Raw genomic sequence first — 26,723 nt, 5'->3', positions numbered from 1 at the left:
CCGATGTCCATCAGTAGAAGGTCATCAGCGATCACGATCGCAGCCACCGCGGCGCTCGCCGTCCTGCTCGCCGGTTGTTCCGGCGACTCCGACGACGGCGGCACCGGTGGCGGTGAGGGCACCGATGCCGAGTACAACGACATCGTGTTCTGGACGCCGCAGGTCACCCCGTCCCGGCTGGCTGCGCAGGAGCAGATCGCCGCGGACTTCGAGGCCGAGACCGGCATCGCCGTGGAGGTCGTGCCGCTGGGCGGCGCGGACCAGAACCAGGCCCTGGTCACCGGCGCGGCCTCCGGCGACGTCCCGGACGTGATCCTGCACGGCGCGGACCAGACCGCCGCGTGGGTCGCCCAGGGGCTCCTCGACACCGAGGTCACCGCGGCCGCCGTGGAGACCCTCGACCCGTCGACGTTCAACGAGAACGCGCTGAACCAGGTCACGCTCGACGGCGAGGTCGCGTCCGTGCCGTCCGACGGCTGGGTACACCTGATCGTCTACCGCCAGGACCTCTTCGACGCCGCCGGCATCGAGGTGCCGACGAACCTGGCCGAACTCGCCGAGGCGGCCACCGCGCTCAGCGAGACGGGGGTCACCGGCATCGCACTCGGCACCCAGTCCGGGACACCGTCGTCGACGGAGGCGGTCAACTCGATCCTGCCGACGAACGGTTGCGAACTCGTGGTCGAAGGCGACGTCACCATCGACTCACCGGAGTGCGTCGAGGGTCTCGAGCGATTCCTCGAGCTGCGCGACTCCAGCGTCTCGGGTGATCTCGACGTGCCCGCCGCGCAGGCCGCCTACCTCGCGGGCGACGCGGCGATGCTGCTGTTCTCCACCCACATCTTCGACGAGCTCGCCGGCCTGTCCCCGGACGTGCCGGTGACCTGCGCGGAGTGCGTGGACAACCCGATGTTCCTCGCCGAGAACTCCGGGTTCATCACCGTCCTCGACGAGGCGAACCCGAACCAGTACGGCACGGTGCTCGGCTACGGCGTGCCGGTCGGCGCGAACGCCACCGAGGCGCAGATGTTCATCGAGTATGTGATGAGCACCGGGTACGTGGACACCCTGGCCACCGCGACCGAGGGCCGGCTGCCGCTGCGGCTGGGCACCCCGGAGAACCCGAGCGAGTTCATCGACGCCTGGGGCGGGCTGCCGATCGGCCCGGCACCCGAGGAAGGCGTCTCCATCGCCTCGATCTACGGCGAGGAGATCGTCACCGACATCAACGCCGGCATGGAATCGGTGTACCGCTGGGGCTTCGGCACCGAGGACGCCGAACTGGCCGGCGCCGCGTTCACGCAGGGCACGCTGTCCAGCAACCTGGATGCGCTGTACGGCGGCACGCCGGCCGCCGATGTCGCCGCCACCATGGCGGAACAGGTGTCCGCCCTCCAGGCAGAGCTCGGCTGACGTCTTGACGTCACCGACACAGCGGTTCTCCCCCTGGGCGCGGATGACCCGCGCCCAGCGGGAGAACCTCAACGGACACCTGCTCACGGCGCCGACGCTGCTGGTGATCCTCGCGATCGTGATCGTGCCGTTCCTGGCGGTGATCGTGTTCGCGTTCGCCGACCTGCGGCTCGTGGACATCCCCTACATGAACCTGGGGAACATCGAGTGGACGCTGGACAACATCATCGGCGCGATGGAGTCCAAGGCGTTCTGGGGCGCCCTCGGCACCACGATCGCGTACGCGACGCTGACCACCCTCGGTGCGATCGTGTGTGGCCTGGCCATCGCACTCGCCATCCGGCGCCCGTTCCGCGGGCGCGGCGTGGTCCGGGCGCTGCTGCTGGTGCCGTACGTGCTGCCGGTCATCGCGGCCGCCACGATCTGGCGGACCATGCTGAACCCCCAGTACGGCCTGATCAACGCGTTCGGGCTCGAGTTCCTCGGGTGGGACCGGCCGATCGGCTTCCTCAACACGAGCACCTACGAGGTGTTCGGGGTCAGCATCCCGCTCACCCTGCTCACCGTGGTCGCCTTCGAGGTCTGGAAGACCACCCCGCTGACCTTCCTGTTCATCACGGCGCGGCTGCAGTCCATCCCGGGGGACATCGAGGAGGCGGCCGCTCTCGACGGGGCGTCCTCCCGGAAGATCCTCACCCAGATCGTCGCCCCGCAGCTGCGGGCCGTGGTGCTCCTGCTGATCCTGCTCCGGTTCATCTGGTCGTTCCAGAGCTTCAACGACATCTATCTGCTCACCGGCGGCGCCGGTGGCACCCAGGTGATGGCAGTGAAGGTCTACACCGAGCTGATCACGCGGGCGGACATCGGCAGCGCCGCGTCCTACGGGTTGCTGATGTCGGTGATCCTCGCGGTGCTCCTGGTGTTCTACGTGCTGCTCAGCCGAAGGAAGGAGACGCTGTGAGCAAGGCGATGAGAGCGCCGCTGCCCGAACGAGCCCTGCGCGTACTTGTGATCGTCGTTGCCCTGGTGCTGGCCGTTGGGCCGGTCCTCTACGGCGTGGTGCTGGCGATCCGGCCGTTCTCGGCGGTCCTGAACGCACCGCTGGACCTGTTCCCGAGCCCGAGCGAATGGGACTTCTCCGCCTTCGGCACCGCCATCCGGGACGAGGCGGACGGCGGGTTCGGCCTCGGCCGGTTCATCCGCAACTCGCTGCTGCTCGCGCTCGGCACCGTGGTGGCCTCGCTCGCGGTGAGCGTGCTCGGCGCGTATGCCGCGGCCCGGCTGCGGTACAAGGGCCGCAACGTCGTGAACGGGATCATCCTGTCCGTGTACCTGCTGCCCGGCATCGTGCTGGCCGTGCCGCTGTTCGTGATGCTCAGCCGCGTCGGTCTGACCGGCAACCTCGCCGGCCTGCTGATCGTGTACGTCTCGACCACCATCCCGGTGGCGGTCTACATGGTGCGGAACTACTTCATCGCGCTGCCGGAGAGCGTCGAGGAGGCGGCCATCATCGACGGCTGCACGCTGCCGGTCATGCTCTGGCGGGTCGTGCTGCCGATCGCGGCCCCCGGGGTCGCGGCCACCGCGATCTACGTGTTCATGATCGCCTGGAACGAGTACCTGTTCGCGCTGCTGTTCCTGGTCCAGAAACGCGAACTGTGGACGGCACCGTTGGGTCTGTCGCAACTGACCGAGATCAGCGTTCCGGTCACCGTGCTGCTGGCCGGTTCCATCATCGTCACGGTGCCCGTGGTGGTGCTGTTCTTCATCTTCCAGCGGTTCCTGGTCTCCGGGCTGACGACGGGGGCCGAGAAGTGAGGCGCCCGTTGCGCCTGGGGGTGCTCGGTGCGGGCGCACGCGGGCAGGAGGCCTACGGGCGCTGGATGCTCGAGCACCCGGACCGGGTCGAGCTGGCGGCCGTGGCAGACGTCCGCGAGGACCGGGCGTTGCGGTTCGCCGACGCCGCGGGCTCCCATCCCCCGGTGTTCAGCGACTGGCGCGAACTCGTGGACCACCTGCCCGAGCTGGACCTGGACGCGGCCGTGGTGGCGCTGCCGGACCAACTGCACGTGGACCCGGCGATCGCCCTGGCCGACGCCGGCGTGCCGATGCTGCTGGAGAAGCCGGCGGCGCCCACCTCGGCCGAGCTGGAACGCCTTGCCGCGCACTGCGCACGCACCGGCGCCCGGGTGGCGGTCGGGCACGTGCTGCGGTTCACCCCGTTCTGGCGCACGATCTCCGAGCTCATCGGCTCGCCCGTGTTCGGGCAGATGCTCACCCTGGAGCTGCGGGAGAACATCGGCTTCTGGCACTTCGCGCACTCCTACGTGCGCGGGAACTGGCGCCAGGTCGCCACCTCCAGCCCGATGGTGCTCGCGAAGACCTGCCACGACCTGGACCTGATCCGGTGGCTGGCCGGCCGGGCGCCGAGCACCGTGTACAGCGTCGGCTCGCTCACGCACTTCCGTACCGAGAACGCCCCCGACGGCGCACCCGAGTTCTGCATCGACGGTTGCCCGGCCGCGGCGGACTGTCCGTTCTACGCCCCGCGCTACTACCTGGAGGCGCTGGCGGACGTACACGGCGTACCCGTCACGCTGCTGACGGAGGACACCACACCGGAGGGACGCCGTCGGGCCCTACACGTGAGCGACTACGGCCGGTGCGTGTACCGCTCCGGCAACGACGTCGTCGACCACCAGCAGACCACGATGACGTTCGCCGGCGGCCTCACCGCGAACCTCACCGCATCGGCGTTCACCGGGCGCAACACCCGCGACATCGCCATCACCGGCAGCCACGGCCAGCTCGTCGGGAACATGGAGACCGGCCGGATCGAGCTCGACCTGTTCGCACCGACCGCCGTGGCGCCGGAACTGAGTGCCGGCACCGTCACCGGACGGCACACGCGGGCGCCGATGGGGCACGGGGTCTGGACGATCGAGGCACGGCCCGAGGGCGCGGACGCCGACGACCACCGCGGCCACGCCGGCGGCGACGACGGCCTGATGGAGGCGTTCGTGACCGCCCTCGAGCGGGACGAGCTCGGCCGCGACCCGGTGCTCTCCCTGGACACGGCGATGGACAGCCACCGGATGGCGTTCGCCGCGGAGTCCTCGCGGCTGCTCGGCCGGCCGGTGCAGTTCACCGGCGCGGCCGGGTCGGCTCCGGGGTCGGCCGGCGCGGCGATCGGATCGGAAGGCGCGGCGTGAGGTTCACCGGGCAGGTGGTGGTCATCACGGGCGCGGCGTCGGGCATCGGAGCGCGCCTGGTCGAGCGGTTCGCGGCCGAAGGTGCGCGGGTCGTCGGCCTGGACGTGCAGGAGCCGACGGCGGAACTCGCCGATGCCCCGGCCGCTGCGGCTCCCGTGGTGTTCCGCCGGGTCGACGTGACGGACCCCGACGCCGTCACCGAGGCGATGACCGCGATCGAACGGGAGACCGGCCCGATCGCGGTCCTCGTCAACAACGCGGCGATCGCCGTTGCCGACGGCCTGCTCGACATCACCGACGAGCAGTGGGCCACCGAGCGCGCCGTGGTGCTGGACGGCACGTTCCACTGCGTCCGCGCGGTGCTGCCGGCGATGATCGAGCGCTCCGGGGGCGTCATCGTCAACGTGACGTCCGTGAACGGCCTCGCCGCCTACGGGCAGGAGGCCTACAGTGCGGCCAAGGCCGGCGTCGAGAACCTGACCCGCGGCCTGGCCCTGCGGTACGGCCCGCACGGGATCCGCGCCGTCGCCGTCGCCCCGGGCACCGTCGCCACGCCGGCCTGGCGCGACCGCGTGGCCGCGAACCCGCAGGTCTTCGAGGACCTGACGGCCTGGTACCCGCTCGGACGGGTCGGCACCCCGGACGACATCGCCGGCGCGGTCCTGTTCATGGCCTCGGCGGACGCCTCCTGGATCACCGGAACCACCCTCGTGGTGGACGGTGGCCTGACCGCCGGGGGGTTCCGGATGATCCCGACCGCCGTCGGCCGGGACGGGTGATGGTCAGCTACGACGAACTGGGCGTGCGCCCCGTCATCAACGCCCACAACACGCTGACGGTGCTCGGTGGGTCCCTGATGGACCCGGCCGTGACCGAGGCGATGAGCCTCGCGGCCCGCTCGTTCGTGGACCTGAACGAACTGCAGGCGGCGGCCTCAGCCCGCGTCGCCCGGCTCACCCGGAACGAGGACGCCCTCGTCGTCTCCGGCGCCTCGGCGGGGCTGCTGCTCGGTGCGCTGGCCATGATGACCCGCAGCGACCCGCGCGCCGTCGGGCAGCTGCTGGAACAGGGCGCAGCGGCACTGCCGCGAACCGAGATCCTCATGCACCGCGCCCACCGGATCCCCTACGACAACGTGCTCACCCTGGCCGGGGCGCGCGTGGTCGAGTTCGGCAATGCCATCCAGACCCAGGACTGGGAGCTGGACGCGGCCATCGGCGAGCGGACCGCGGGCATCGTGTACGTGGCCGGGTCGCACCTGAGCGGAGCGGCGCTGCCGTTCGAGGTGGTCACCCGGATCGCCCGCGACCGCGACGTGCCGGTGTTCGTCGACGCCGCCGCGCAGTTGCCGCCGCGGGAGAACCTGTGGCGGTTCACCCAGGCGGGCGCGGACCTGGTCGCGTTCAGTGGCGGCAAGGAACTGCGTGGCCCGCAGGCCTCCGGGCTGCTGCTCGGCTCGCGCGCCTACGTCGACGCCTGCCGCCAGCACGCGTTCCCGCTGCAGCGCTTCGGCCGCCCGGCGAAGGTGGGCAAGGAGGAGATCATGGGCCTGCTGACCGCGCTGGACCTCTGGCTGGAGCGGGACCTGGAGTCCGACCTGGCCCGCGCCGAACACGTCGCGGCCACCTGGATCACGGAGCTCTCCGACCTGCCCGGGATCACCGCGACCCGCGACTGGCCCGGCGAGGCCGGCGGGCCATGGCCGCGGGTGCGGGTCCAGTGGGCCGCCGGGGTGCATCCCCCGGCCCTGGAGGTGGCCGCCCGGCTTGCCGGCGCCGACCCCCGAGTGATCGTGTTCGTCGCGTCCGAGTGCGCGTTCTGGATCAACCCGGTGCTGGTCACCGACACCGAGGCCGAGCTGGTCGGAGCGGCGGTCGGACGGGAACTCGGCCGGACCGCCCCTGCCTCCTAGTGCCTCGAACCCCGCCGGGCCCATGGGGAGTTCGACCCTTGTGGGTCCAGCAGCGCTGACACCAGCATGAGCGGCATGCACCCGGACGATGACGCACCGACCGCATCCACTCAGGCCGGCAACGGCCGTGAACCCCAGAGGATCCGCCGCTGGCAGGTCCTGTCCATCTCGGTGATCGGCGCCGTCGCCGTCATCACGTTCATCCTCTCACTCCTGATCGCGGACGCCGCCGGCGCCCTTCGGACCATCGCCTACGTCGCGGCCGGGATCTGCGCGGTCATCGGCGTCTCGTTCGCACTCACGGGGAGCCGGAGATGAGCCCGCTGCTGACCATCCTGACGATCGTCGGCGCCCTTGCCGTGCTGAACTTCGTCGTGTTCGCAGTCGTCGGCCTTCGGAAGGGCTGGAAGGACCCGGCCACGAAGCGCGTGTTGAACGTGTTCTACCTCCTCGGCGGAGCGTGCGCCGTGCTCGGCATCCTCATCGCAGTCACGAGCGGCGGCTGAAAACCCCGCGCCCCCCGCCGATGCGGGCCGAGGGCGCGGGCTCGCCGCACGGGTTCGGGCTCAACGGGCTGCGAGGACCTCCCGCAGCTTCGCTGCGAACTCATCGGGCCGACCGGGCCGTCCGTACTCGTTGCCCAGGAAGCCGGTGTGGTCACCGGGAAAGACCGCAGCCGGTGCGCCGAGCCGGTCACCCGTCGCTCGCGCGCCCCGCGCGGCCAGGGTCGCGCCACTCTCCTCGCCGACGGCGACGATCACGCGGGTGCTGGAGCGTCGGATGGTCTCGTAGTCGGGCGCGTAGCTCGGCGCGGTCAGGATGCTGCCCCCGAGCATCGGATCGTCGCGGGAGCCGTCGTCCTCGGTCGGCAGGCCGAACGCCGCCGGGTCCGGGGCCGGCTCCTCGGGGAACCCGGCCGGGAGCTCTCCGTCGTGTCCGACCAACGCGATGAACTTCGCCATGGCGGGTCCCAGTCCGCCGGCCGTGTAGATGCGGTGGATCTGCTCACACGTCGCGTTCGCGACGTCACGGTCCGGCAGCAGCTCGGTCAACGGCGGTTCGTGCGCCACCACGACGCGGGCCAGGTCCGGGTATCGCGCGACGAACGCGAGGGCGTTGACCGCGCCGCCACTGCTGGCGACGACGTCCACGGGGCCGCCACCCAGTGCGTCCACCAGCCGGGCCAGATCGTCGGCGTGGTCATCCGGCGTCAGAAGTGCGGTGTCGGACTCCGCGCGGACGCTGCGGCCGACGCCGCGGGGGTCATAGGTGACCGTGCGCCGGTCGTCGAAGTGTGCGACGAGCGTGCCGAAGCCGGTCGCGTCCATCGGGAAGCCGATTGCCAGCAGCGTCGGCGCCGGGCCTGCCTCGCCACGGACGTCGTAAGCGATCATCGAGCCTCCGGGGAGCTCCAGGAGGTGGGTGGACGCGTGCTCGATGGCGGTCATGGCGGTCCTATCGATTGGTGGGGCGGTCACCACGTCTGACTGCCGGCGCCACGAAACTCATCGCTCACAGGCCGACCGACCAGTGATTCGGGCTCAGTCCTCGAGGCGCTCCACGTCGTCTGCGTCCGTGGGGACGGCCGGAATCGGAGTTGCGGGCGGCGGGACGACCGGGGTCAGCACCGTGGCGTACTCGTGTTCGTGGGAGTAGCGCAGGAACGACAGGTGTGTCTCGTACCGGTCCAGGACGTCGTTGATGACCTGTTGCTGGGACAGCCCCATGAGGTCATAGCCCTCGGTTCCGGTCTGGGTGAAGACCTCGACCTTGAAGTACACGTCGTCGCCCTGGCGCATCGGCCGGCCCCCGATGAGTGGCACCGGGACCTCGATGGCGGTCGCCTGGTAGTGGAAGTCGCGATGGTCCTGCATGTTGACGACCAGCGTGTGCTCGTCGATGCCCACCTCCACGTTCGCAGCGGTGGACAGTGTCGTCTCGTAGCCGAGTTCCTCGAACTCGGCGGCGACGGCGACGAGCGCCGGGTGCACGGTCCGCTCCATGAACTGGGAGACCGCCTTCTTCGAGGGATAGGCCCGCAGCCCCGCGAGACGTTGCCGCCACGTCTTCTCCGGCACCTGGCCGCCGTGCGCGGCAGCCGAGCGACGCCGGATGAACCGGCCCTCCCGCTCGGCACGCTCCATCCGAAGCACCTTCGAGAACGACGCCATGACCAGGTAGGCGATGATCGTCACCGGGAACGCGAAGATCAGCGTCGCGTACTCCATGGTGGTGACGCCACCGGCCACCAACATGGCGACGGTGAGCAACGCGGTGAGCAGGGCCCAGAAGATGCGAAGCCACTTCGCGCCGTCCTGTGCGGGATCCGGGATCGTCGATGAGAAGTTCGCCATCACCATCGCGCCCGAGTTCGCGCTGGTCAGGTAGAACAGCAAGCCGGACAGGGTCGCAAGGCCGATCAGGAACGCCGCACCGGGGAACATCTCGAGCAATGCGTACCAACCCTGCTCGGGCTGCTCGATGGCGAGCTGCGCGAACTCGGTGTTGCCGCCCATCACCACCGCCAGTGCGGAGTTGCCGAAGATCGAGACGATGATGAAGTCGCACAGCACCGGGGCCGTGATCGCGGCGATGACGAACTCCCGCAGGGTCCGGCCACGGGAGATCCGGGCCAGGAACAGGCCGACGAACGGACCCCAGGCGAGCCAGAAGGCCCAGAAGAACAGTGTCCAGCCGCCCATCCACTCGGCGCCGCCGGGTTCGTAGGCGAAGGTCTCCAGGGTGCGCTCCGGCAGCGTTCCGATGAACCGGCCGATGTTGGTGACCAGCGCATTGAGCAGGAACGCGGTCTGACCGGTGACCAGGATGTACAGCATCATCGCGGCCGCGATCCAGATGTTCAGCTCGGAGATCAGGCGGATGCCCTTGTCGACGCCGGAGAGGCAGCCGGCGACCGTCATGACGACCGCGACCAGGACGAGGGCGACCTGCAGCGACAGGCCCTCGGGCAGGCCGAACAACCGCGAGAAGCCGACGTTCAGCAGGACGACCCCGATGCCCATCGAGGTGGCGACGCCGAAGACGGTGCCGATCAGGGCGAAGACGTCGATGGCGTCGCCGGCGGTGCCGCGCACCCGCTTGCCGAGCAGCGGATACAGGGCCGCGCGGATGGACAGCGGCATGCCCCACCGGTACGCGAAGTAGGCCATTGCCATGCCGAGCAGGGCGTACATCGACCAGCCGGAGATGCCGTAGTGGAACATCGTCCACACGACCGCGTCCTGGGCGGCTTCGGCCGACTGCGGATCGACGGCCGGAGGCATCATGAACTGCGTGATCGGACCGGTCACGGAGTAGAACAGCATGTCGATCCCGACGCCGGCGCCGAACGGCATGGCGACCCAGGTGAAGAGCTTGTACTGGGGGCGGGAGTGATCGGGGCCGAGGCGCACCCCGCCCTCCTTCGAGAAGGCGACCCAGAGCACGAAGGCGATCACCAGGACAACAGTGACGACGTAGAACCAGCCGAGGTTCGTCGCGACGACGCCGACGAGATCACGCATGACGCTCGCGGCGCCGGCGGGGGCGAGCATCGCCCACAGGGAGAAGGCGACGATCACGGCGGCCGAGATGATGAAGACGCGCCAGTTCACGCGTGCGCCGCGATGCTCCGCGAGCTCCGTCGGCCCCTTGCTCAGTTCGACGCTCGAGATCGGTGCCCGGCGCTCGTCATCGACCCGGTGCCCGCGTCGCGCCGGGACACCGAATCGAGTGCGGTCGATCCTCGACTCGGATCCTTCGCCGCTCGCATTGACTTCGTGGTCGGGTGCCGGCATCGGGTCTCCTTGGTCTCGGCGCCAATGATGCCTGCGTACGCCTCTCGGCGCGCGCCACGGCATGGCGCCAAGACCTTCCCACCGACCCGCCGGCAGACATGCCGGGCGACTCCCGTCGGTGACCTCTACTCGCTGGCCGTGCCCGCTGACCGTTGACCGGCGGCACCCGGCTCGGACTCCGCAGTCCGCAGCCGATGCTCAGTAGCCGGACCCGCCGTCGTCGGTGGTTCCCGGCTCGACCTGGGAACCATCCGCGGTGGCCGCATGCCAAGTGAAGGTGACCCCATCGAAGGTGTCCGTGACGCCCTCGCCGGAGGTCTCGCCACCGGACGTGTCGAAGGCGAAGGTGTACAACGGTCGGTCGTCGAGGGTCACCTGCTCCAGCCCGTCCTGCACCGGCAGGGTGTCCAGCGTTCCGGTGAGTTCGGAAGGGCCGGTCGGCGTCTCCCCCTCCGGCACCGTCAGCGGGATCCAGACCGCGGTGCATTCCGCACTGGTGCACAGGGACTCGCCCTGCTCCTGCTCGCTGACGTACAACGTGCGCCCGTCCGCGTCGGTGAGCAGGCTGGCGCCGGAGGCATCCTCGACCAGCACGGTCGTGGCGCCGGGGTCGGCCGTTCCCTCCGGCTCCTGGGTCGGCTGACCGCCGCCGTACCCGCCACCTCCGCCCTCGCTGCCGCCTCCGCCGCATCCGGCCAGTACCGCGGCGAGGGTGGCGGCCAACGCCACGCGGGGCAACCATTCGTGTCTCGGCTGAGTGATCGTGGACATCTCCAACCTCCAGGTGGGCCATGTGGCCCTCACCCAGAACGACGAGTCAGCCCCGCCCGCGGTTCAACTGCCCGGTCGGGTTCCGGCCGACCGCGTGCTCACTCGTCGACGGCCGATCGAGTGGCTACCGGGTCGGCTCCGTGGATGCCACGCTCCGCCGACCCTGCCATGGGCGTGCGGCCGCGCGGACCGGGCCGCCGGTACGTACCGCCTCGTGGATGAGCAGCCCTAGGTACGTGTCCTCACAGGCGTCGGCCAACGGGTAGAACGGGTCGCCGCCGCGCACATACTCGCCCATGCGCACCAGGCACTCCCCCAGCGCGATCTCGTCGTCGGACAGGCGTGCGGGTCCGAACCTGCTCTCCGCGAGGAGCCGCTCACCGAGCCAGACCTGCCGCAGGTGCAGGCCCTCGAGATCGCCGTCGCGCCCGGTCTCGTCCCGGCGTAGCGTGCCCCGCGACACCCGACCGGGCTCGACGTACCGGGCGACCTCGTCATCGACGAGTTCGCCGTCCACACCTCGCACCCGCAGGTGCCTGCCGCGCAGCGGCGAGACGTACTGCTCACTGCCGAACTCGTACGCGCCGAGCCGACCGCTCGCCCACCGCAAGGTCGCCCGGACCACCTCGGAATCGATCACCCTCGTCTCGGGCAGCCAACCGTCCCGGCCCCGCACCGAACGCACCCGATCGACCTCGGTGGCACCGTCGACCACGACGTCTTCGAACCCCACCCCGAGCAGCAGCCTCAGCAGGGACACCGCATGGTAGTCGTGGGCCACGGACACCGACGCGGACCCGACCGGCCCGAGGAGGCCGGTGCGGGCGACCGCTATCCGGGCCGCGTGCTGCGGCTGGTACTGGTACTGCTCCGAGACCTGCGCGCCCGAGTCGCCCAGCGCCTCGTGTACGTCCAACAGTGCGTCGAGGTCGGGCCCGGGTGGTGTCTCCAGCAGCAGCGGGAGCCCCGCGGAATGGATGCGAACGGCGAGGTCACCGACGGCGTCCTTGGATACGCAGACGAAGGCCGCCTCGGGCGACCCGTGCCGGATGACGACGTCGAGGTCGGTGCTGACCCGCACGTCCCAGTGGTCCTCGATCCGGGCGGCCGAGCGCGCCGAGCGCGCGTACACCCCCGTGATCTCGACGAGGTCAGGGCGCTCACGTGCCACCCTCAGCGCATAGCCGGCCCGCCAGCCCGCGCCGACGACCGCGATCCGAGCCGGACCGTTCACCAGAGCCATGTGTCCGACGGCGCGGCGAGCTGCTGAGCCTGGACCCAGAACTCGTCGGGGATGGGCATCGCGTTCAGGTCGACGGAGCCGGCGATCCGTTCCGGACGGGAGACCCCGAGGACGGTCGAGGAGATCCGCGGGTCTCTGGTCGAGAACTGGATCGCGGCGGCCGGCAGCGGCACGTCGAACGAGCGCGCCAGGTCTTCGAGGGCCGTGATCGCGGCGACCACACGCGGCGCGGCGTCCCGGTACCCGTACCGTGCGCCGGAGCGTAGGCCCCGCGCCAGCACGCCGCCGCCGAAGACGGCCGCGTTGAGCACGCCCACGCCCGCATCGGACGCCTCCTGGATGAGTTGGTCGGCCGAACGATCCACGAGCGACCACCGGTTGTGGGTCAGCACCACGTCGAAGACACCGGTGTCGACGAACCGGCGAAGCATCTCCACGGGCCCACCGGCCACCCCGACGTACTGGGCGACCCCGCGTTCCTTCAGCGACAGGAGCGCCTCCACCGGGCCGCCCGGGGCCATCGCCGCGTCGAATCCGACATGCTCCGGGTCATGCAGGTGCAGCAGCTTGAAGGTATCCAGCCCGAGCCGCTCCTGGCTCTCCCGCGCGGACCGGTACATGCGTTCCGCGCCGAAGTCTCCGGACTCGACGTCCCGGTCGAGCTTGGTGGCCAGCACGAAGTCCTCGGGCAGCCCGCCTCTCCTGGCGATCGCGGCCCCGATCCGACGTTCGCTCTCGCCGGCGGAGTAGCTGTTCGAGGTGTCGAGGAAGTTGATCGGACCACCCATCGCCGCGAGTGCGGTCTCGATGCCCCGCTCTGCGGGGGTGTCGTACCCGAAATTGCCGGGCATCGACCCGATGGGGCCGCCTCCGACGCACAGTGGCGTCACGTGAAGATCGGTGCGACCGAGGGTGCGTCGGTCGAGGGTGATCGGTTCTGGCACGGTGTGCACTCTCCTTGATGTCCGCGCCTGGACTGGCGGTCAGTCCAGGAAGTCGGCGTCCTCGGGGCGCAGCCGGGCCCGCAAGGCGTCCCGGTCGAGCTCGATGCCCAGTCCGGGTCGGTCCCCCACGTCGACGAAGCCGTCGCGCACGATCGGGGTCGGTAGGCCCTCGACCGCGTCGTACCACCAGGGTTCGGCGGCGACCGGGTACTCGAACGCGATGAAGTTGTCCGGCAGCGTCGCGCTGACCTGGACGAGCGCCGCCAGGCCGAAGACACCGTCGAGGACCCCGTGGGGCGCAATGGCCACGCCGTGCAGGTCCGCGTACTCGGCGACCCATTTGAGCTCGGCCAGGCCGCCCACGTCACACGGGTCCGGGCCGATGACGCGCACAGCCCTGGTCTCCAAGAGTTCGACGAAGTTGTGCCGAAGGTAGATCTGCTCGCCGGTGTGTGTCGGCGTGCTCGTCGCCTGGGTGACGTCACGGTACTGCGCGGCGTGCACCCAAGGGACGTAGTCGCCGGTGATCAGGTCCTCCACCCAGGCGAGGTCGAACGGCTCCAGGGCCCGGCACAGCTTGATCGCATCGGCCGGCAGATAGCCGGGGCCGGCGTCCAGCGCGAGGCCGATGTCGGGTCGCAGCGTCTCGCGCATGGCTGCGACACACTCGACGACGTGGCTCAGGCCGCGCGGGCTGACCACGCCCCGGTTCGGGTGGCGCGGTCCCGTCCGGGACTCGCCGTAGTGGAACCCGGGCACGTGCTGGTTCATGAACCCGTGGAACGCGACGCCTTCCTTCACGAGGGTGAAGCCTTCGGGAGCGGCCATCATCTCGCGCATCTGCTGGGCGTAGTCCTCGGGCTCGAAGCCCGTGGGCTCGGTCCGTACGCCACCGTTGTAGACCCGCACGCGGTCCCGGACCTTGCCGCCGAGGAGTCGGTGGATCGGAAGCCCGGCGGCCCTGCCCGCGATGTCCCAGAGGGCGATCTCGATGGCACTGACCGCGGCGCCCCACGGCTTGTGCGAACCGAACCGGCGGATCCTGGCGACGCACCGCTCCACCTGCGTCGGGTCCGACCCGAGCAGGAACTCGCGGTACATGCCCACCACGGGTGCCAGGAACGGCTTGCCCGACTCGATCGGACCGAAGCCGTCGATCCCCTCGTCGGTGGTCACCCGGACCAGCGGGGTACCGCCGATGACGGCGCACTTCACATCCGTGATCTTCATGGCCTAGTCCTCGTCGGGTCGCTGGAGCCGGAACACTCGCACACCACAGGGTTCCAGGTCGATGGGCGAGCCGTGTCGCTCGACGGGAACGGTGACGTCCCGGCCGGTGACCTCGGCCCCCAGGAGATACCCGGTGGGCAGCGTCACGGTCACCGTCAGTGCCTCCTCGGTCTGCGACATGACCCAGAGCAGCGGGCCCCCGCTCGAGCCCAGTACCCGTACGTGAACCCTGGCATCATCGGCCCGCGCCCGGCCACCGAGGCCGGCCTCGGCCGCGAGCGCGTCGTAGAGGCGCCAGCCGTCCGTGGGGTTGACCCCGGGCACCCGGGAGGCCATGTGTTCCAGCGGGTACGTGCCGAGTACCAGCTGTCCCGAGCCCACCCTGCGGCGCAGCAGCATCGGCCGCCCGTGCCCGTCCTGCCAGAGGACCTCTGCGTCGGTCGCTCGGACCGGAAGGTAGGAACGCGAGTTGACCGTCCCCGCGGCACGGAAGGCGAGCTCGGTACCCGTCGTGACGGTGCCGAAGTCGGCGACCGCGTGGGCAATGACGCTCTCGTCCTCGATCGGGTCGGCAAGGCCGTACCGGAGCTGATGCTCGACCCCGAAGATCTCGTTCATCTCGAGCCACCACGGGCCGCGTTGCCAGCCGCCCTCACCGGCGCAGTACGAGACGTACACGGTCGCCCCGCCGGCCGCCAGCTCCTCCAGGCGGCGCCAGGTCGTGGTAAGCAGGTGCTTGACCGAGGGCACCAGGTAGAGGGCATGTCCCTCCGCCACCGTGTCGGCTTCCCGTTCGATCGTGACCGGCAGGTCCGCCTCCCAGGCCGCGATCCATGCCTGCCGGAGCGCGTCGAAGATCACCGGGCCGTCGGCCGCCGGCGTCATCTCGTAGTGGTGCTCGAGGAAGGACGGGACCACCAGTGCAGCACCGCTCGAAGCCTGCGCCAACGTGGCTACGTCCACCTCGTCGAGAACCCTCGAGAACGCCGCCAACTCGCGCAGTGTGCTCTTCGGGCGCCCCTTGGAGTCCGTGACGCCGAAGTAGATCTCGAACGGATGGTGGCGGTATGGGTCCTGGTCCCACAGGTCCCCGTAGTCGGTGTTGTTCCAGGCCAGCCAGCCACGGGTCCCGGTGACGAGCGTCGTGTGCAGGACCTGCCGGTAGTAGTGAGCCGCCCGCTCGGCCGACACGTAGGCCGATGTCACACCGAACTCCTCCAGAACCACCGGCTTTCCGGTGAACGAGAGCATCTGGCCGATGAACGCCGCCGTCAGGAACTCCCGGGACTGGTCGTCCTCCATCCGGTACACGTGCGGGCCCACGAAGTCCCCGACCGGGGCGAGTTCCCGGATACGGAACCCATTGTCGCGGCCGGTGACCTCGATACCCCACGCGCCGTCGCCCGTGGAGACGGGCTGGTGCCCGCCCCCGGCCCGCACGGCCTGCGTCATGATCTCCGCCCACGCGGCGACCGGCTCGTGGTCCTCGGCACTGCCGCGGCCCTCGGGATCACCGAAGATCGGCATCTCGTTCGAGAGCAGCCACCCGGCGACGGCGGGATGGTCGTGCAGACGACGTGTCGACTCCCGGATGTACCAGGCCTGCCTGCCGAGCAGCCACGAGTCACGGTAGAGACTGCGTCCGTCCCGCCACGACGGGCTGAAGTTCGCACCCGACATGTGCCCGACCAGGAACGTCGGGATGGTCCTCATGCCGATCTCCGTGTGCAGGTCCATGAAGGCTCGGAAGCGGGCGTACAGCTCCTCGTCCAACGTGCGTTCCCCCGGCATGAAGTCGGGCCAGAACAGGAAACTCCTGGTGGTGTCCAGCCCGTGCTCGTGGAGGGTGACCAGCTCCTCCCGCACGACCGACTCGTCGTACTGGGTCCACATCCGTGGTCCGCCTGCGCGCGACCAGTAGTTCACACCGAGCCAGGGCCTGCTTGCGTCCGTCATCGCCTGTCCATCTCTTGCCTCATCGCCTACGTCGATCAACCCCGCCTCGTGCACGTCAGCCCTTCACGGCACCTCCGGTCAGCCCGTTCACGAGGTATCGCTGCAGGGCGACGAACGCGATCACCAACGGCACCGTCAGGACCACCGACGCCGCCATGGTGGCGCCCCAGTCGACGTCGAACTCGGTCGCAAACTCGGTCAGCGCGATCGGCGCCGTCCGGGACCGGTCCGAGCGGGTCAGCACGGAGGCGAGGACGAACTCGTGCCAGGACTGCAGGAACGCGAACATGCCCGCGGCCGCCAGTCCTGGGCCGGCCACCGGAAGGACCGCATAGAGGACCGCGTCCACCCGGGAGCAGCCGTCGATCATCGCCGCCTCCTCCAGTTCGTACGGGATCGCCGCGATCTGGTTGCGGATCATCCACGTGACCAGCGGCAGTGTGATCACCAGGTGCGCGAGCGCCACGCCGACCACGGTGTCGCTGAACCCGATCGCGTTGATCATCCGGAACAGTGCGAGCAACAGCACCGTCAGCGGCACCATCTGGCCGAGCAGGATGAAGAGCGAGACCGACCGGGCGCCACGGAACCGGATCCGGGCCAATGCGTAGCCCGCGCTGGTGCCGAGGGTGAGCGTGAGCAGTGCGACCAGGAGCCCGACCACGACACTGTTGCGCAGAGCCTGCGGCATCGAGGACGTCGTGAACACCGACAGGTAGTTGGCCAGGGTCCATTCGCGCGGCAGCAACGTCGGCGGGACGGTGAAGATCTCCCCGGACGGCTTGAAGGACGTGAAGACCATCACGGCGATCGGGGCCAGCGTCCAGACCGCGATGACGGCCAGCCCGAACCAGACGCCCAGCCGGGCCCCGATCGATCGTGCCCCGGCGGGCCGTTGCGCGGTCGCTGCCATCACTCGTCACCCGCCTTCATCGAACGTACATAGACCAGGGCGAGCGCGGCGCTGATCACCAGCTGGACGCAGGCGATCACCGCCACCGTCGCGTCGTCGCCGTTCTGGAACGCCCGGTACAGCTCGACCGGGAGGATCGTCGAGGACCCGACCGGACCGCCCGCCGTCGACACCCAGATGATCGTGAAGGCGTTCAGGGCGAACGTGACGAGCATCAGGCTCGCGATCGCCGTGGTCGGCCGCACCGCCGGGAGGGTGATGTACCGGAAGAGCCCGGGCAACCCGGCGCCATCGAGGCGCGCGGCCTCATAGCGCTCGCCGGGCACCGCGGTCAGGGCAGCGCCGAGGAGCAGCATCACGAACGGAGCGGTGGACCAGACCTGCACCGCGGCCAGGGCATAGAGCACGATCGACGGGTCGCTGAGCCACTGCACGGGCTCGTTGATGACCCCGACCGTCTGCAGCGTGTGGTTCAGCAACCCGTAGTTCGAGCTGTAGTTCCACTTCCAGATGGTCGCGCCGACGACACCGGGGATGATCCACGGCACCATGAAGATGCCCCGCCACAGCCCGGGCCAGCGGACCCACCTGCTCTGCAGCAGCAGCGCGGCACCGAAGCCGATGACGAGAGCGCCGGCGACCGACACCACCGTCCATATCCCGGTGCGCCCCAGGATCAGGTGGAACTCCGAGGAGCCGAGCAGGGTGGCCGCCACCGCGCGGCCCTCGGCGCCCGCCGCGCGGGTCACCACCACCACGATCGGCACGATCGTCAGTACGGCCATGGCAGCCAGGGTGGGCGCCACCAGGCCGTAGCCGCGGCGCTCGGAGGCGAACGTGGAAGCCATGGCGTCAGCTGCCGCCCAGGGTGGCCTGCGCCCGCTCGTCCAGCGCCGCGGCCGCGGCGGCAGCATCGGTCTGCCCCAGTGCCACGGACTGCAGGGCTGCGTAGACGTCCGGGACCAGTTCGCCCCAGGCCGGGTCACTCGGAGCCGGCACGCTGTTCGTGGTGAGCTGCTCCAGGTGCGCCGCCGCATCGGGTCCCGTGAAGCGCTCGTCGTCGGCAGCGCTGATCCGGGCCGGGAAGCTCTCGGTCAGGGCCGCCATGTTCTCGGGCGTGGACAGGAACGCGACGAAGTCGCGGGCGGCGTCGGCATTCGGTGCCTCGGTCGGGACCATGTACGCCCACCCGTCGGCGATCTGGGTCCCTGGGCTGACCGCGGTCGCCACGGGGATCCCGGCCTCCTGCAGCGGCGCCACGTCGAAGAGTCCGCCGACGTACATGGCGATCTGCTCGTTCTCGAACAGCTGCCGCACGCCGGTGTTGTCCACCTCGAGCGAACTGGGGCTGGCCCAGCCGTCGCGGATGGTGCCACCGATCACGTCGATCGCCCGGGAGGATGAGTCGGTGCTGAGGCTGGGTGTTCCGTTGGTGATCGCGGAGCCCCCGTCGACGGCGAGACCGAGGTACCGCAACGCCGCGTTGCCGTCGTGACCGAGGGGCCACGCGGTGCCGGAGCGACCGTCAACCGTGAGCGCCTGCGCCGCAGTGACGTACTCGTCCCAGGTCGTCGGCACCTCCACACCGGCCGCGTCGAGCATCTCCGGGTTGTAGATCAGTGCGATGCAGTCCCATCGGTAGGGCACCGCGTAGATCGATCCGTCGCTGCTGACCTCCTCGAGTGCACCGTCGATGAAGTCGTCCTCCGGCAACTCGGATCCGAACATGTCACCGAGATCGGAGACGGTGCCGTCGACCGCGTACCGGTTGATCCGCGACGCCAGTTCGATGATGACGTCGGGCGTGGTTCCGGAGTCCAACGCGGTGCTCACCCGGTTGGGAAGCGTCTCGTTGGTGGTCTGCACGATGTCGATCTGGACCCCCGACTCCTCTTCGTACTGCGCCGCCAGTTCCGCGGCCGCCTCCTCATCCCAGTTGGGCACCCACCACTCGATGGACTCCGTGTCACCAGCGGGGCGGGACGTGAACCAGATGGCTCCCCCGACGACGAGTAGTACCGCCACGATGGCGGCACCGAGGACCTTTGACCGAGACTGCATGACCGCTCCCTTGCGAACAGGTATGGAACAAAACCGGTTTCGTAACCGTAGCAGATGACGCTGGGCATCGACGATTCCAGCTCAGCCACAGGCTCTCGCGACCCCGAACCTGGCGCTGTCATTGAAATGCGTTACGTTGTTCGGACGGCTCAGTGGAGTCGGTGCACCGTCGAACAAAGGAGATCATCGTGCTCAAGGTGGGCATCATCGGTACCGGTTTCTGGGCGACAGAGACCCACGCGCCAGTCCTTGGAGCCCATCCCGACGCTCGCCTCGTCGGGATCTGGGGCAGGCGACCGCAGGCCGCCGAGCGTGCGGCCGTGGAGGCCGGCACCCGAGCGTTCGTGGATCTCGACGAGATGCTCGGCGAGGTGGACGCCGTCGTGCTCACGGTGCCGCCGACGGCGCAGGTCGACCTGGCGGTGCGGTGTGCCGAGGCTGGCAAGCACCTGCTCCTCGAGAAGCCGCTCGCCCTGGATCCGAACGATTCCGCCCGGATCGTCCGGGCGGTGACCGACGCGGACGTCGCCGCGCTCGTGTTCTTCACCTCCAGGCACCGCCCGGAGCAGTCGGCCTGGATCCAGGCGGCCGCCCAACGGCCGTGGTTCACGGCCCACGCCTGCTGGACCGCGAGCCTGTTCCCACCCGACCAGATCCGCGACCCCGCCAATTGGCGGCACACCCACGGCGCCCTCTGGGACGTCGGCCCGCACGCACTGTCCGTCGCCCTTGGCGTCCTCGGCCCGGCAACCTCCGTCACCGCGGCGTCGGGCCCCGGGGACACCGTGCACCTCGCTCTGCAGCACACCACCGGCGCATCCAGCACCGCGACCCTGAGTCTGACCGCGCCGGAGCGTGCGGGACAGAGCCAGTTCACGGCCTACGGCGAGGCCGGCATCCTCACGATGCCCATCCCGCTCTCGACGCCGCAGGAAGCGGCACACCACGCGATCTCGGACCTGGCCCGGATGGCCCGCACCGGAGAGCGGGAGCACGGCGCCGACCTCCGGCTCGGTGCCCGCGTCACGGCCACGCTGCACGCGGCATCGGCGGCCCTCCGGACGGGCTCGACGGTCGCCCTGGACTGACATCCCCGTGCTCGCCAGGACGACGACCAGCTGGGGTCGGACCCGAACCGGCCCGGCGTGGCGGACCGGCCCAGCCTCAGCTCACGAGGTCGGTGCGGGTCCCGTACTGCCGCGAACCACGAGCGTGGGGTCGGGGAGCGACTGCCAGCCGTCACCCGGATCCGGTACCCCCAGTTCCAGGAGGAGCCGGCGCGCGCACATCTGCCCCAGTTCGATGACGTCCTGGCGCACGGTGGTCAGTGCCGGCGTCAGCCACCGGCTCATCGAGATGTCGTCGTGTCCCACGACGGAGAGGTCGTGTGGGGTGCTCAGGCCACGACCGCTCGCCGCCTGGGAGCCCGCCACGGCCATGACGTCGTTGTCGTAGACGATCGCGCTCGGCCGTTCGCGCTGGTCGAGCAGTTCGAGCGTGGCCCGTGCCCCGGCATCCGGCGAGAAGTCGGTGCGCGGCATCCCGACCACCGAGAGCCCATGGTCCGCGACGGCCGCCAGGAACGCCTCGGTCCGATAGAGCACGTGCGACCGGTCCTGCGGCCCCGTGACGTAGGCGACCTTCCGGTGGCCGAGCCGGGCCAGGTGCAGCACGGCATCCTCGATCCCGCCGCCGGGGTTCGCGCTGCCGACCCACGGCAGGTCCGTGCGGGCCCAGGGCTTCGAAACGACGACGGCCGGCAGCCCCAGTGCCCTGACCGTGTCGAACCGGGGATCACCCAGCCTGGTCTCGGTCAGGAAGACCCCATCCACGCGCTGCGAGCCCGCCAGGTCGGCGTAGGCAGCCCGCTCGCTCTCCTCCGTGGCGTGGTGCCCGATCTGGAGCAGCAGCCAGTATCCCTGTTCGGTCAGGGCACGCTCGATCCCGGAGAGCAGGTCCACGAAGTACGGGTCGGAACTGAGTAGATCCGGGGACCGGTTGATCAGAAAACCGACGGCGCCACTCCCGCCGCGCGTCAGGGCGACGGCGCGGGCACTGGGCCGCCAGCCCAGCCGCTCCGCGACCTCGAGAACTCGCCGCCGGGTGCTCTCGGAGACGCCGCTCTGGCCGTTGACCGACTTCGACACGGAGGCCTTGGAGACACCGGCGAGCGCCGCGATATCGGAGATGGTCGGGCGCCGCGCTCTGCCGTCATCGCGATCCATGACTTCCCTCCGAAACCGTTTCGAACACGTGAACCGGTTCAATATAACGTCTGCGCGCCCGGCCGGCTGTACCGGTTTCGCTCCCCGCGCGAATCGTGCTGCCGACCGGTCCCCGCTAGAGATGGTGATCGGAACACTCACTGCCCGTGGAGATAGTCGCTGACCGTTCCGAAGTTCCGATCCACCGGTAGGACCGCATCCAGAGTGAGTCGCTCACCACCCAGGGCGGGGAACTCGGCCCGCATCCGCTCCACGTGTGCCCAGTCGATCTCGTGCCAGCCCGGGATGCCCCTGACCCGGCCCACCACCCGCGACCTGTGCACGGTCAGGTCGCTGCAGACACACTCGATGACCCGCAGGTCGGCTCCGTGCCGGGCAGCGGTCGACCGCCAGGCGGCTACCACTGCCTCCGTCACCAGGCAGTCCAGGACGGCGCTCTGACCGAGCAGCAACTGCCGGGTCAGCAGACTGCCGAGCAGCCCGTAGTAGACCCGTGAGTACGTCTCGCGATCCAACTGTGCCAACTGGCCCGCCGCAGGCTGGAGGGCCCCCATGAGCCAGTCGCCCGAGAACGCCGGCGCACCGAGGTGGACCGCGGTCCGGTCGGCCATCGTCGACTTCCCAGTTCCCGGCAGGCCGGTGAAGACGACCACGACCGGCCGCTCGAGACCGGGGCGTTCGGCGCGCATGGTCCGACCGTAACCGGTCCACCCGGAGGCCGTCATCGCGCGGCCGTGTTCACCCGAGAAGACCTGTGATGATCGCTTCGACCGTTCGTCGTGCGGCCGCCCGGACGGCTTCCGCGGGCAGATCGCGCAACGGGCCGGTGAGTGCCAACAGGGCGAACCCGTGCACGGCTGACCAGCACGGCCACTCCGCGCCCGGACGCGCGGCCCGGTCCAGTTCGCCTGAGGCGACGAGCGCGTCCAACGCCTCGAGGAGACGTGCCAGCGGGGCGGGCGTCGCCGTGTCGGAGTGCTGGCGCGTTCCGGCGAATGCGACCTCGAACCAGCCGGGTTCGGCGATCGCGAAGTCGATGTAGCCCAGGCCCACCGCCGTCAGCCGCGCACGGGCACCGCTCTGCCCGGCCGGCGCCGGTGCGACGTAGGACTCCATGCGGTCCGACATGCGTTCCTGGATCGCTACGGCGACGGCGCCGAGCAGGCTCTCCCGGTCCGCGAAGTGTCGGTATGCCGCGTTCGGGGAGACGCCCACCTGGCGGGTCGCGTCACGCAACACCATCGCCCCGGCTCCCCCGGACCGGGTCAGTTCGAGTCCGGCATCGACGAGCGCCTCGCGCAGATTGCCGTGGTGATAGGTCACCCGAGCCATCGTGTTCCCCTCCGCGCATTGACGCATCAACCAGCATGTGTACGCTGTCAACATAGTGGATCCGGACGCTGTCCGGCTGACCGAGGGAGACCGATGACGAACGCACCCGCCACCCGATTCACTGCCCTACCGCCTGTCGTCGACACCGAGACATGGCGACACGAGCTGGCCGACCTGCGCGTGCGTGAGAAGGCCGCCACCCGCGAGCTCGACGCGATCGCGGCCCAGCGACGCCGACTGCCGATGGTCGAGATGGACGACTACACGCTTGTCGGCAAGGACGGCGCCGTGCGCCTGGCGGACATCTTCGAGGGCAGGTCGCAACTGATCACGTACCACCACATGTGGCACCCCGGCGCCGAGTGGCAGTGTGGCGGCTGCACCGGGTTCACCTCACAGTTCACGCGGCTGGACGCCCTGGCCGCCTACGACGCGCGCTTCGTGATCATCACGCAGGGCAGGATCGAGGAGGCACTGGCCTACCGCGAGAAGGTCGGCAATCGGATGGAGTGGTATTCGACCGCCGACAGCGCGTTCGGCGCCGACGTCGACGCGCCCGCCGGGGGCGGGTTCGCCGTCAACGTCTTCCTACGCGACGGCGACACGGTCTACCGAACCTGGCACACGAACGGCCGCGGTACGGAGCAGCTCAGTCACTTCTTCCCGCTCCTCGACGTCCTCCCCTGGGGCCGGCAGGAGGAGTGGCAGAATTCTCCGGAGGGTTGGCCGAAGGGCCCGGCCTACGCCGGCTGGCTCGACTCACCGGACATCGCCCGGCTCTACGGCGCGGGGGCAGCGGGCCATTGAGCGAAGCCACCGAGTTCGGGCACCGGCTCGAGCGCCTGCGCGCGGACGGCGAACGCGTTCCGATGCGCGAGGTCTTCGCGCTTGCGAAGGAGTTCATCGACACCGATCCGGCCGAGATCGAGGTCATGCTGGGCTCCCCCGACCACCTGGTCCGGGTCGGAGCAGTCAGCATCATGGACTTCCAGGCCCGACGCCGCAGCACGCCACCTGAGCGCCGTCGTGAGCTGTTCGACCTCTACCTGCGTTGCCATGACCGGATCAACACGTGGGACCTGGTCGACCGTGCGGCTCCCCACGTGGTGGGTGGCTACCTGGCCGACCGCCCGCGGGCGCCGCTCTACGCGCTGGCCCGGTCGCAGGACTGGTGGGAGCGCCGCACGGCGATCGTCGCGACCTACTACTTCATCCGCAATGACGACCTCGATGACACCTTCGCCATCGCCGGCCTGCTGGCCGACGACCCCGAACCGCTCGTCCAGAAGGCCGTCGGTGGGTGGGTCCGCGAGGCCGGCAAGCGGGACCCGGACATGCTGCTCGCCTTCCTGGACGCACATGCCGCGACCATGCCGCGCACGGCGCTGCGCAACGCGGTCGAGCACCTGGACGCCGGGACTCGTCATCGCTACCTGGCCAGGGCCTGAGCGACGGCGATGCCCGTGCCCGGCGAGGCACCACGCCGACCGTTAGGCCGTGGTCTGCTCCAGGTCGGCGATCTCGCGCTCGAAGCGCGCCCGCAGCTGAGTCTTCTCCTCCTGCGGCAGCCAGCACGCGTCGACGCCGGCGAGGGCCATCGCCGTCAGCTGTTCACGTGACACGCCCACCTGGTCGGCCAGGATCCGGTACTCGTGTCCGAGGGTCGTCGGGAACAGTCCAGGGTCGTCGGAGGCGGGCACCAGGTTCAGCCCGGCGTCCAGCATGGCGCGGATCGAGGCCCGTCGCCAGGGCCGCCAGGACCGGCGCGACGTCGTGGACGCCACCGTGAACGCAATGCCCTCGTCCCGCATCCGGGCCACCACGGCGTCGTCCTCGAGCACGAAGTACCCGTGGTCCAGGCGGTCGCAGCCGAGCACGTCGAGACACGTGACGGCATTCTGGGCCGCGGGCACGTGCTCGGACGTGTGCGCGGTCCGCTTCAGCCCGGCCGCCCCGGCCAGCGTGTAGGCCGCGGCGAACCGCTCCGGCGGGCCGGCGGTCTCCAGGTTGTCCAAGCCGATGCCGGCGACGTACGGGTGCGGGTTCGCCACGACGGTCCGGATCCACTCCAGTGCCTGCTCGCCCGTGCCGGACCGGTCGATCGCGGCGAGCATCCGTCCGGTCATGCCGAAGTCCCGCTCGGCCATCCGGATGCCCTCGGCGTAGGCCTGGACGGTCCCGGTGTATCCCAGGGACGCCAGGTGCTCGGGCACCATGTCGAAGGAGAACTCCAGGTGCCGGGTGTTGCTGAGGCGGTGCGCGTCCTCGAAGGCCTCGTAGACGATCCGGGTCAGGTCATCGGCGTCCCGCAGCACGTCCCGGATCCAGGTCGAGACCTGGAACAGCGAGTACGAGACCTCCGGCTCGTCCGTACTCGGCCCCTGGGGCATCGGGATCCGGGTGTTCCGGTACAGGTCCGGGTCCGGTGGTCGCGAGTTGATGTCCGCGAACACGCGCTCGGCCGGGGCGGGCAGTTCGAGCCCCTCCCGGCGGGCCAGCTCCGCGAACGTCGCGGAGCGGACCGTGCCGAGCAGGTGGCAGTGCAGGTCGACCTTGGGCAGTGCGTCGAGGTAGGCGTGTGGCACGAGGGCGTCAGCCACCGACGACCTCGCGCGCGAACCGCTCGACCCACTCGTTGCGGTTCGGGACGATCTCGTTCGGGTCCAGCGTCTCGTAGCCGGCCGCCGTCGGGTCCAGCGCGACGTCGCCGACCACCGCGGTCAACTCCTCGGGGATCTCCACGGACAGGTTGACGGGCAGGTCACCGACGAGCGCGGCGGACGCCGTCTGCGCCTCGGCGGAGAGCAGGTAGTCGATGAACTGGTGCGCGCCGTCGAGGTTCGGGGCGCCGGTGGGGATCATGGCACGGTTGGTGGCCATGTACCGGCCTTCGGCGGGCGGTGCCCAGCCGATCGGCTCCCCCGCCGCGATCAGGTCGGTGGCGAACCCGTTCAGGGCCGCCCCGGCCACGATCTCGCCCTGGGTCAGCAGGTTCGTCAGCTCGGTGGTGGAACTGTAGAACTGCAGGATGTTCGGTGCCCAGCCGGCCATCGTCGCGAACGCCGTGTCGACGTCGAACGGTCCGTCGCCGTAGGTCGACGCCACCCCGGAGACGGTGAGCTGGCCCGCCGTCACCGCGATGTCCGGCAGCGCGAGCCGGCCCGCGTACTCGGTGTTCGCGTACAGCTCCCAGTCCGCGGCCTCGTCGGCGCTGAGCTCGTCGGTGTTGTACATGGTGCCGTTCAGCTGGTAGCTGTACGCCGGCCCGGAGTAGGCGTCCTCGACGGCGAACGGGGCGATCTCCCCGAGGTTCGGGACCGCCTCGGCGTCGACCTCCTGGAAGAGGCCCTCCGCGTCCGCGATCGCCGCGTACGTGTCCGAGATCAGCATGACGTCCACCCCGCCGTCGCCCTGATCCAGCTGGAGCTGGGAGAGCCGGTCGGCGTTGGAGCCCGTGTCGAGGACGACCTCGATGCCGGTGGCCTCGGTGAACGGGTCCACCACCGCCTCGGTGAACTCCTCGACGCCGAACGGGAAGGTGCTCACGACGATGCTCTGCGCATCACCGTCGCCACCGCCACCCTCGTCGGATCCGCCGGAGCAGCCCGCCAGGACCAGCGCGGCCGCGGTCAGGCCGGTGGTGGCGAGCAGGGTGCGGCGCCGCAGCGCCGGAGACTTCGGGTTCATGGTTGCCTCTCGTGGTGGGGGATGGTC

The 26,723-nt window shown here is 70.1% G+C and carries 26 protein-coding genes; 11 read left to right on the top strand and 15 right to left on the bottom strand.

The window, feature by feature from the left end:
* The first annotated feature begins 3 nt into the window (after positions 1–3).
* The 8 genes from KCQ71_RS02360 to KCQ71_RS02325 all read left to right on the top strand — a co-directional run bounded on the left by KCQ71_RS02360 (position 4) and on the right by KCQ71_RS02325 (position 7,043).
* The gene (locus tag KCQ71_RS02360; RefSeq protein ID WP_223402433.1) at positions 4–1,413 is read left to right on the top strand and encodes an ABC transporter substrate-binding protein; all 1,410 of its coding nucleotides are present in this window, start codon (positions 4–6) and stop codon (positions 1,411–1,413) included.
* A 4-nt stretch (positions 1,414–1,417) separates the two neighbouring features.
* Positions 1,418–2,374 carry a carbohydrate ABC transporter permease gene (locus KCQ71_RS02355; RefSeq protein WP_223402431.1) on the top strand — a complete coding sequence of 319 codons (957 nt, stop codon included), beginning with the start codon at positions 1,418–1,420 and terminating at the stop codon, positions 2,372–2,374.
* The gene (locus KCQ71_RS02350) at positions 2,371–3,231 is read left to right on the top strand and encodes a carbohydrate ABC transporter permease (RefSeq protein ID WP_223402429.1); all 861 of its coding nucleotides are present in this window, start codon (positions 2,371–2,373) and stop codon (positions 3,229–3,231) included. The genes KCQ71_RS02355 and KCQ71_RS02350 overlap by 4 nt, the downstream gene beginning before the upstream one ends.
* On the top strand, positions 3,228–4,625 hold the full coding sequence (locus KCQ71_RS27185; protein WP_308116594.1) for a Gfo/Idh/MocA family oxidoreductase: 1,398 nt from the start codon (positions 3,228–3,230) through the stop codon (positions 4,623–4,625). Before KCQ71_RS02350 ends, KCQ71_RS27185 begins: the two co-directional genes overlap by 4 nt.
* Positions 4,622–5,404 carry an SDR family oxidoreductase gene (locus tag KCQ71_RS02340; RefSeq protein ID WP_223402421.1) on the top strand — a complete coding sequence of 261 codons (783 nt, stop codon included), beginning with the start codon at positions 4,622–4,624 and terminating at the stop codon, positions 5,402–5,404. Before KCQ71_RS27185 ends, KCQ71_RS02340 begins: the two co-directional genes overlap by 4 nt.
* Positions 5,404–6,537: an aminotransferase class V-fold PLP-dependent enzyme gene (locus tag KCQ71_RS02335; protein ID WP_223402420.1), complete on the top strand. Its 1,134-nt coding sequence runs from the start codon at positions 5,404–5,406 to the stop codon at positions 6,535–6,537. The genes KCQ71_RS02340 and KCQ71_RS02335 overlap by 1 nt, the downstream gene beginning before the upstream one ends.
* A gap of 75 nt (positions 6,538–6,612) precedes the next feature.
* The gene (locus tag KCQ71_RS02330) at positions 6,613–6,855 is read left to right on the top strand and encodes a hypothetical protein (RefSeq protein WP_223402418.1); all 243 of its coding nucleotides are present in this window, start codon (positions 6,613–6,615) and stop codon (positions 6,853–6,855) included.
* Positions 6,852–7,043, top strand: coding sequence for a hypothetical protein (locus KCQ71_RS02325; protein ID WP_223402416.1), 192 nt, complete (start codon positions 6,852–6,854; stop codon positions 7,041–7,043). The genes KCQ71_RS02330 and KCQ71_RS02325 overlap by 4 nt, the downstream gene beginning before the upstream one ends.
* A 60-nt stretch (positions 7,044–7,103) precedes the next feature.
* Here the strand turns inward: KCQ71_RS02325 and KCQ71_RS02320 are convergent, their stop codons facing one another.
* The 10 genes from KCQ71_RS02320 to KCQ71_RS02275 all read right to left on the bottom strand — a co-directional run bounded on the left by KCQ71_RS02320 (position 7,104) and on the right by KCQ71_RS02275 (position 19,452).
* Complete coding sequence (locus tag KCQ71_RS02320) at positions 7,104–7,985, bottom strand: alpha/beta fold hydrolase (protein ID WP_223402414.1); 882 nt, start codon at positions 7,983–7,985, stop codon at positions 7,104–7,106.
* Positions 7,986–8,078: 93 nt separating this feature from the next.
* Complete coding sequence (betT, locus tag KCQ71_RS02315) at positions 8,079–10,334, bottom strand: choline BCCT transporter BetT (RefSeq protein ID WP_223402412.1); 2,256 nt, start codon at positions 10,332–10,334, stop codon at positions 8,079–8,081.
* A 198-nt stretch (positions 10,335–10,532) separates the two neighbouring features.
* Positions 10,533–11,105, bottom strand: a complete 573-nt coding sequence (locus KCQ71_RS02310) for a COG4315 family predicted lipoprotein (RefSeq protein WP_223402411.1) — start codon at positions 11,103–11,105, stop codon at positions 10,533–10,535.
* 124 nt (positions 11,106–11,229) lie between these two features.
* Complete coding sequence (locus tag KCQ71_RS02305; protein WP_223402409.1) at positions 11,230–12,348, bottom strand: Gfo/Idh/MocA family protein; 1,119 nt, start codon at positions 12,346–12,348, stop codon at positions 11,230–11,232.
* Positions 12,336–13,292, bottom strand: coding sequence for an aldo/keto reductase (locus tag KCQ71_RS02300; protein ID WP_223402407.1), 957 nt, complete (start codon positions 13,290–13,292; stop codon positions 12,336–12,338). The genes KCQ71_RS02305 and KCQ71_RS02300 overlap by 13 nt, the downstream gene beginning before the upstream one ends.
* A gap of 39 nt (positions 13,293–13,331) precedes the next feature.
* Positions 13,332–14,522, bottom strand: coding sequence for a mandelate racemase/muconate lactonizing enzyme family protein (locus KCQ71_RS02295; RefSeq protein WP_223402405.1), 1,191 nt, complete (start codon positions 14,520–14,522; stop codon positions 13,332–13,334).
* A 3-nt stretch (positions 14,523–14,525) separates the two neighbouring features.
* On the bottom strand, positions 14,526–16,478 hold the full coding sequence (locus KCQ71_RS02290; RefSeq protein ID WP_223402404.1) for a glycoside hydrolase 5 family protein: 1,953 nt from the start codon (positions 16,476–16,478) through the stop codon (positions 14,526–14,528).
* Positions 16,479–16,533: 55 nt separating this feature from the next.
* Positions 16,534–17,391, bottom strand: coding sequence for a carbohydrate ABC transporter permease (locus KCQ71_RS02285; protein WP_223402402.1), 858 nt, complete (start codon positions 17,389–17,391; stop codon positions 16,534–16,536).
* Positions 17,391–18,239: a carbohydrate ABC transporter permease gene (locus KCQ71_RS02280; RefSeq protein WP_223402400.1), complete on the bottom strand. Its 849-nt coding sequence runs from the start codon at positions 18,237–18,239 to the stop codon at positions 17,391–17,393. The genes KCQ71_RS02285 and KCQ71_RS02280 overlap by 1 nt, the downstream gene beginning before the upstream one ends.
* Positions 18,240–18,243: 4 nt before the next feature.
* Positions 18,244–19,452 carry an ABC transporter substrate-binding protein gene (locus tag KCQ71_RS02275; protein ID WP_223402398.1) on the bottom strand — a complete coding sequence of 403 codons (1,209 nt, stop codon included), beginning with the start codon at positions 19,450–19,452 and terminating at the stop codon, positions 18,244–18,246.
* Between the two features lie 161 nt (positions 19,453–19,613).
* On the opposite strand from KCQ71_RS02275, the gene KCQ71_RS02270 reads away from it, so the two are divergent.
* On the top strand, positions 19,614–20,540 hold the full coding sequence (locus KCQ71_RS02270; protein WP_223402396.1) for a Gfo/Idh/MocA family protein: 927 nt from the start codon (positions 19,614–19,616) through the stop codon (positions 20,538–20,540).
* 81 nt (positions 20,541–20,621) lie between these two features.
* On the opposite strand, the gene KCQ71_RS02265 is transcribed toward KCQ71_RS02270, so the two are convergent.
* The 3 genes from KCQ71_RS02265 to KCQ71_RS02255 all read right to left on the bottom strand — a co-directional run bounded on the left by KCQ71_RS02265 (position 20,622) and on the right by KCQ71_RS02255 (position 23,009).
* On the bottom strand, positions 20,622–21,677 hold the full coding sequence (locus KCQ71_RS02265) for a LacI family DNA-binding transcriptional regulator (protein WP_223402394.1): 1,056 nt from the start codon (positions 21,675–21,677) through the stop codon (positions 20,622–20,624).
* A 137-nt stretch (positions 21,678–21,814) separates the two neighbouring features.
* The gene (locus tag KCQ71_RS02260) at positions 21,815–22,366 is read right to left on the bottom strand and encodes a P-loop nucleotide/nucleoside kinase family protein (RefSeq protein ID WP_223402393.1); all 552 of its coding nucleotides are present in this window, start codon (positions 22,364–22,366) and stop codon (positions 21,815–21,817) included.
* Positions 22,367–22,415: 49 nt separating this feature from the next.
* A complete protein-coding gene (locus tag KCQ71_RS02255; RefSeq protein WP_223402391.1) occupies positions 22,416–23,009 on the bottom strand; it encodes a TetR/AcrR family transcriptional regulator in 594 nt (197 codons plus the stop codon).
* A 93-nt stretch (positions 23,010–23,102) separates the two neighbouring features.
* Here KCQ71_RS02255 and KCQ71_RS02250 point away from each other — a divergent pair, with 93 nt between their 5' ends.
* Positions 23,103–23,816 (top strand): DUF899 domain-containing protein, encoded by a 714-nt coding sequence (locus KCQ71_RS02250; protein WP_223402389.1) that lies wholly within the window; start codon positions 23,103–23,105, stop codon positions 23,814–23,816.
* Complete coding sequence (locus tag KCQ71_RS02245) at positions 23,813–24,457, top strand: DNA alkylation repair protein (RefSeq protein WP_223402387.1); 645 nt, start codon at positions 23,813–23,815, stop codon at positions 24,455–24,457. The genes KCQ71_RS02250 and KCQ71_RS02245 overlap by 4 nt, the downstream gene beginning before the upstream one ends.
* A gap of 42 nt (positions 24,458–24,499) precedes the next feature.
* On the opposite strand, the gene KCQ71_RS02240 is transcribed toward KCQ71_RS02245, so the two are convergent.
* Complete coding sequence (locus KCQ71_RS02240) at positions 24,500–25,609, bottom strand: adenosine deaminase family protein (RefSeq protein WP_223402385.1); 1,110 nt, start codon at positions 25,607–25,609, stop codon at positions 24,500–24,502.
* Positions 25,602–26,696: an ABC transporter substrate-binding protein gene (locus tag KCQ71_RS02235; RefSeq protein WP_223402384.1), complete on the bottom strand. Its 1,095-nt coding sequence runs from the start codon at positions 26,694–26,696 to the stop codon at positions 25,602–25,604. The genes KCQ71_RS02240 and KCQ71_RS02235 overlap by 8 nt, the downstream gene beginning before the upstream one ends.
* Between the last annotated feature and the right edge of the window lie 27 nt (positions 26,697–26,723).

Source organism: Occultella gossypii (assembly GCF_019947135.1).
Lineage (GTDB): Bacteria > Actinomycetota > Actinomycetes > Actinomycetales > Beutenbergiaceae > Occultella > Occultella gossypii.
The sequence above is the reverse complement of the archived record's forward strand: the minus strand, read 5'-3'. Positions and strand labels throughout refer to the sequence as shown.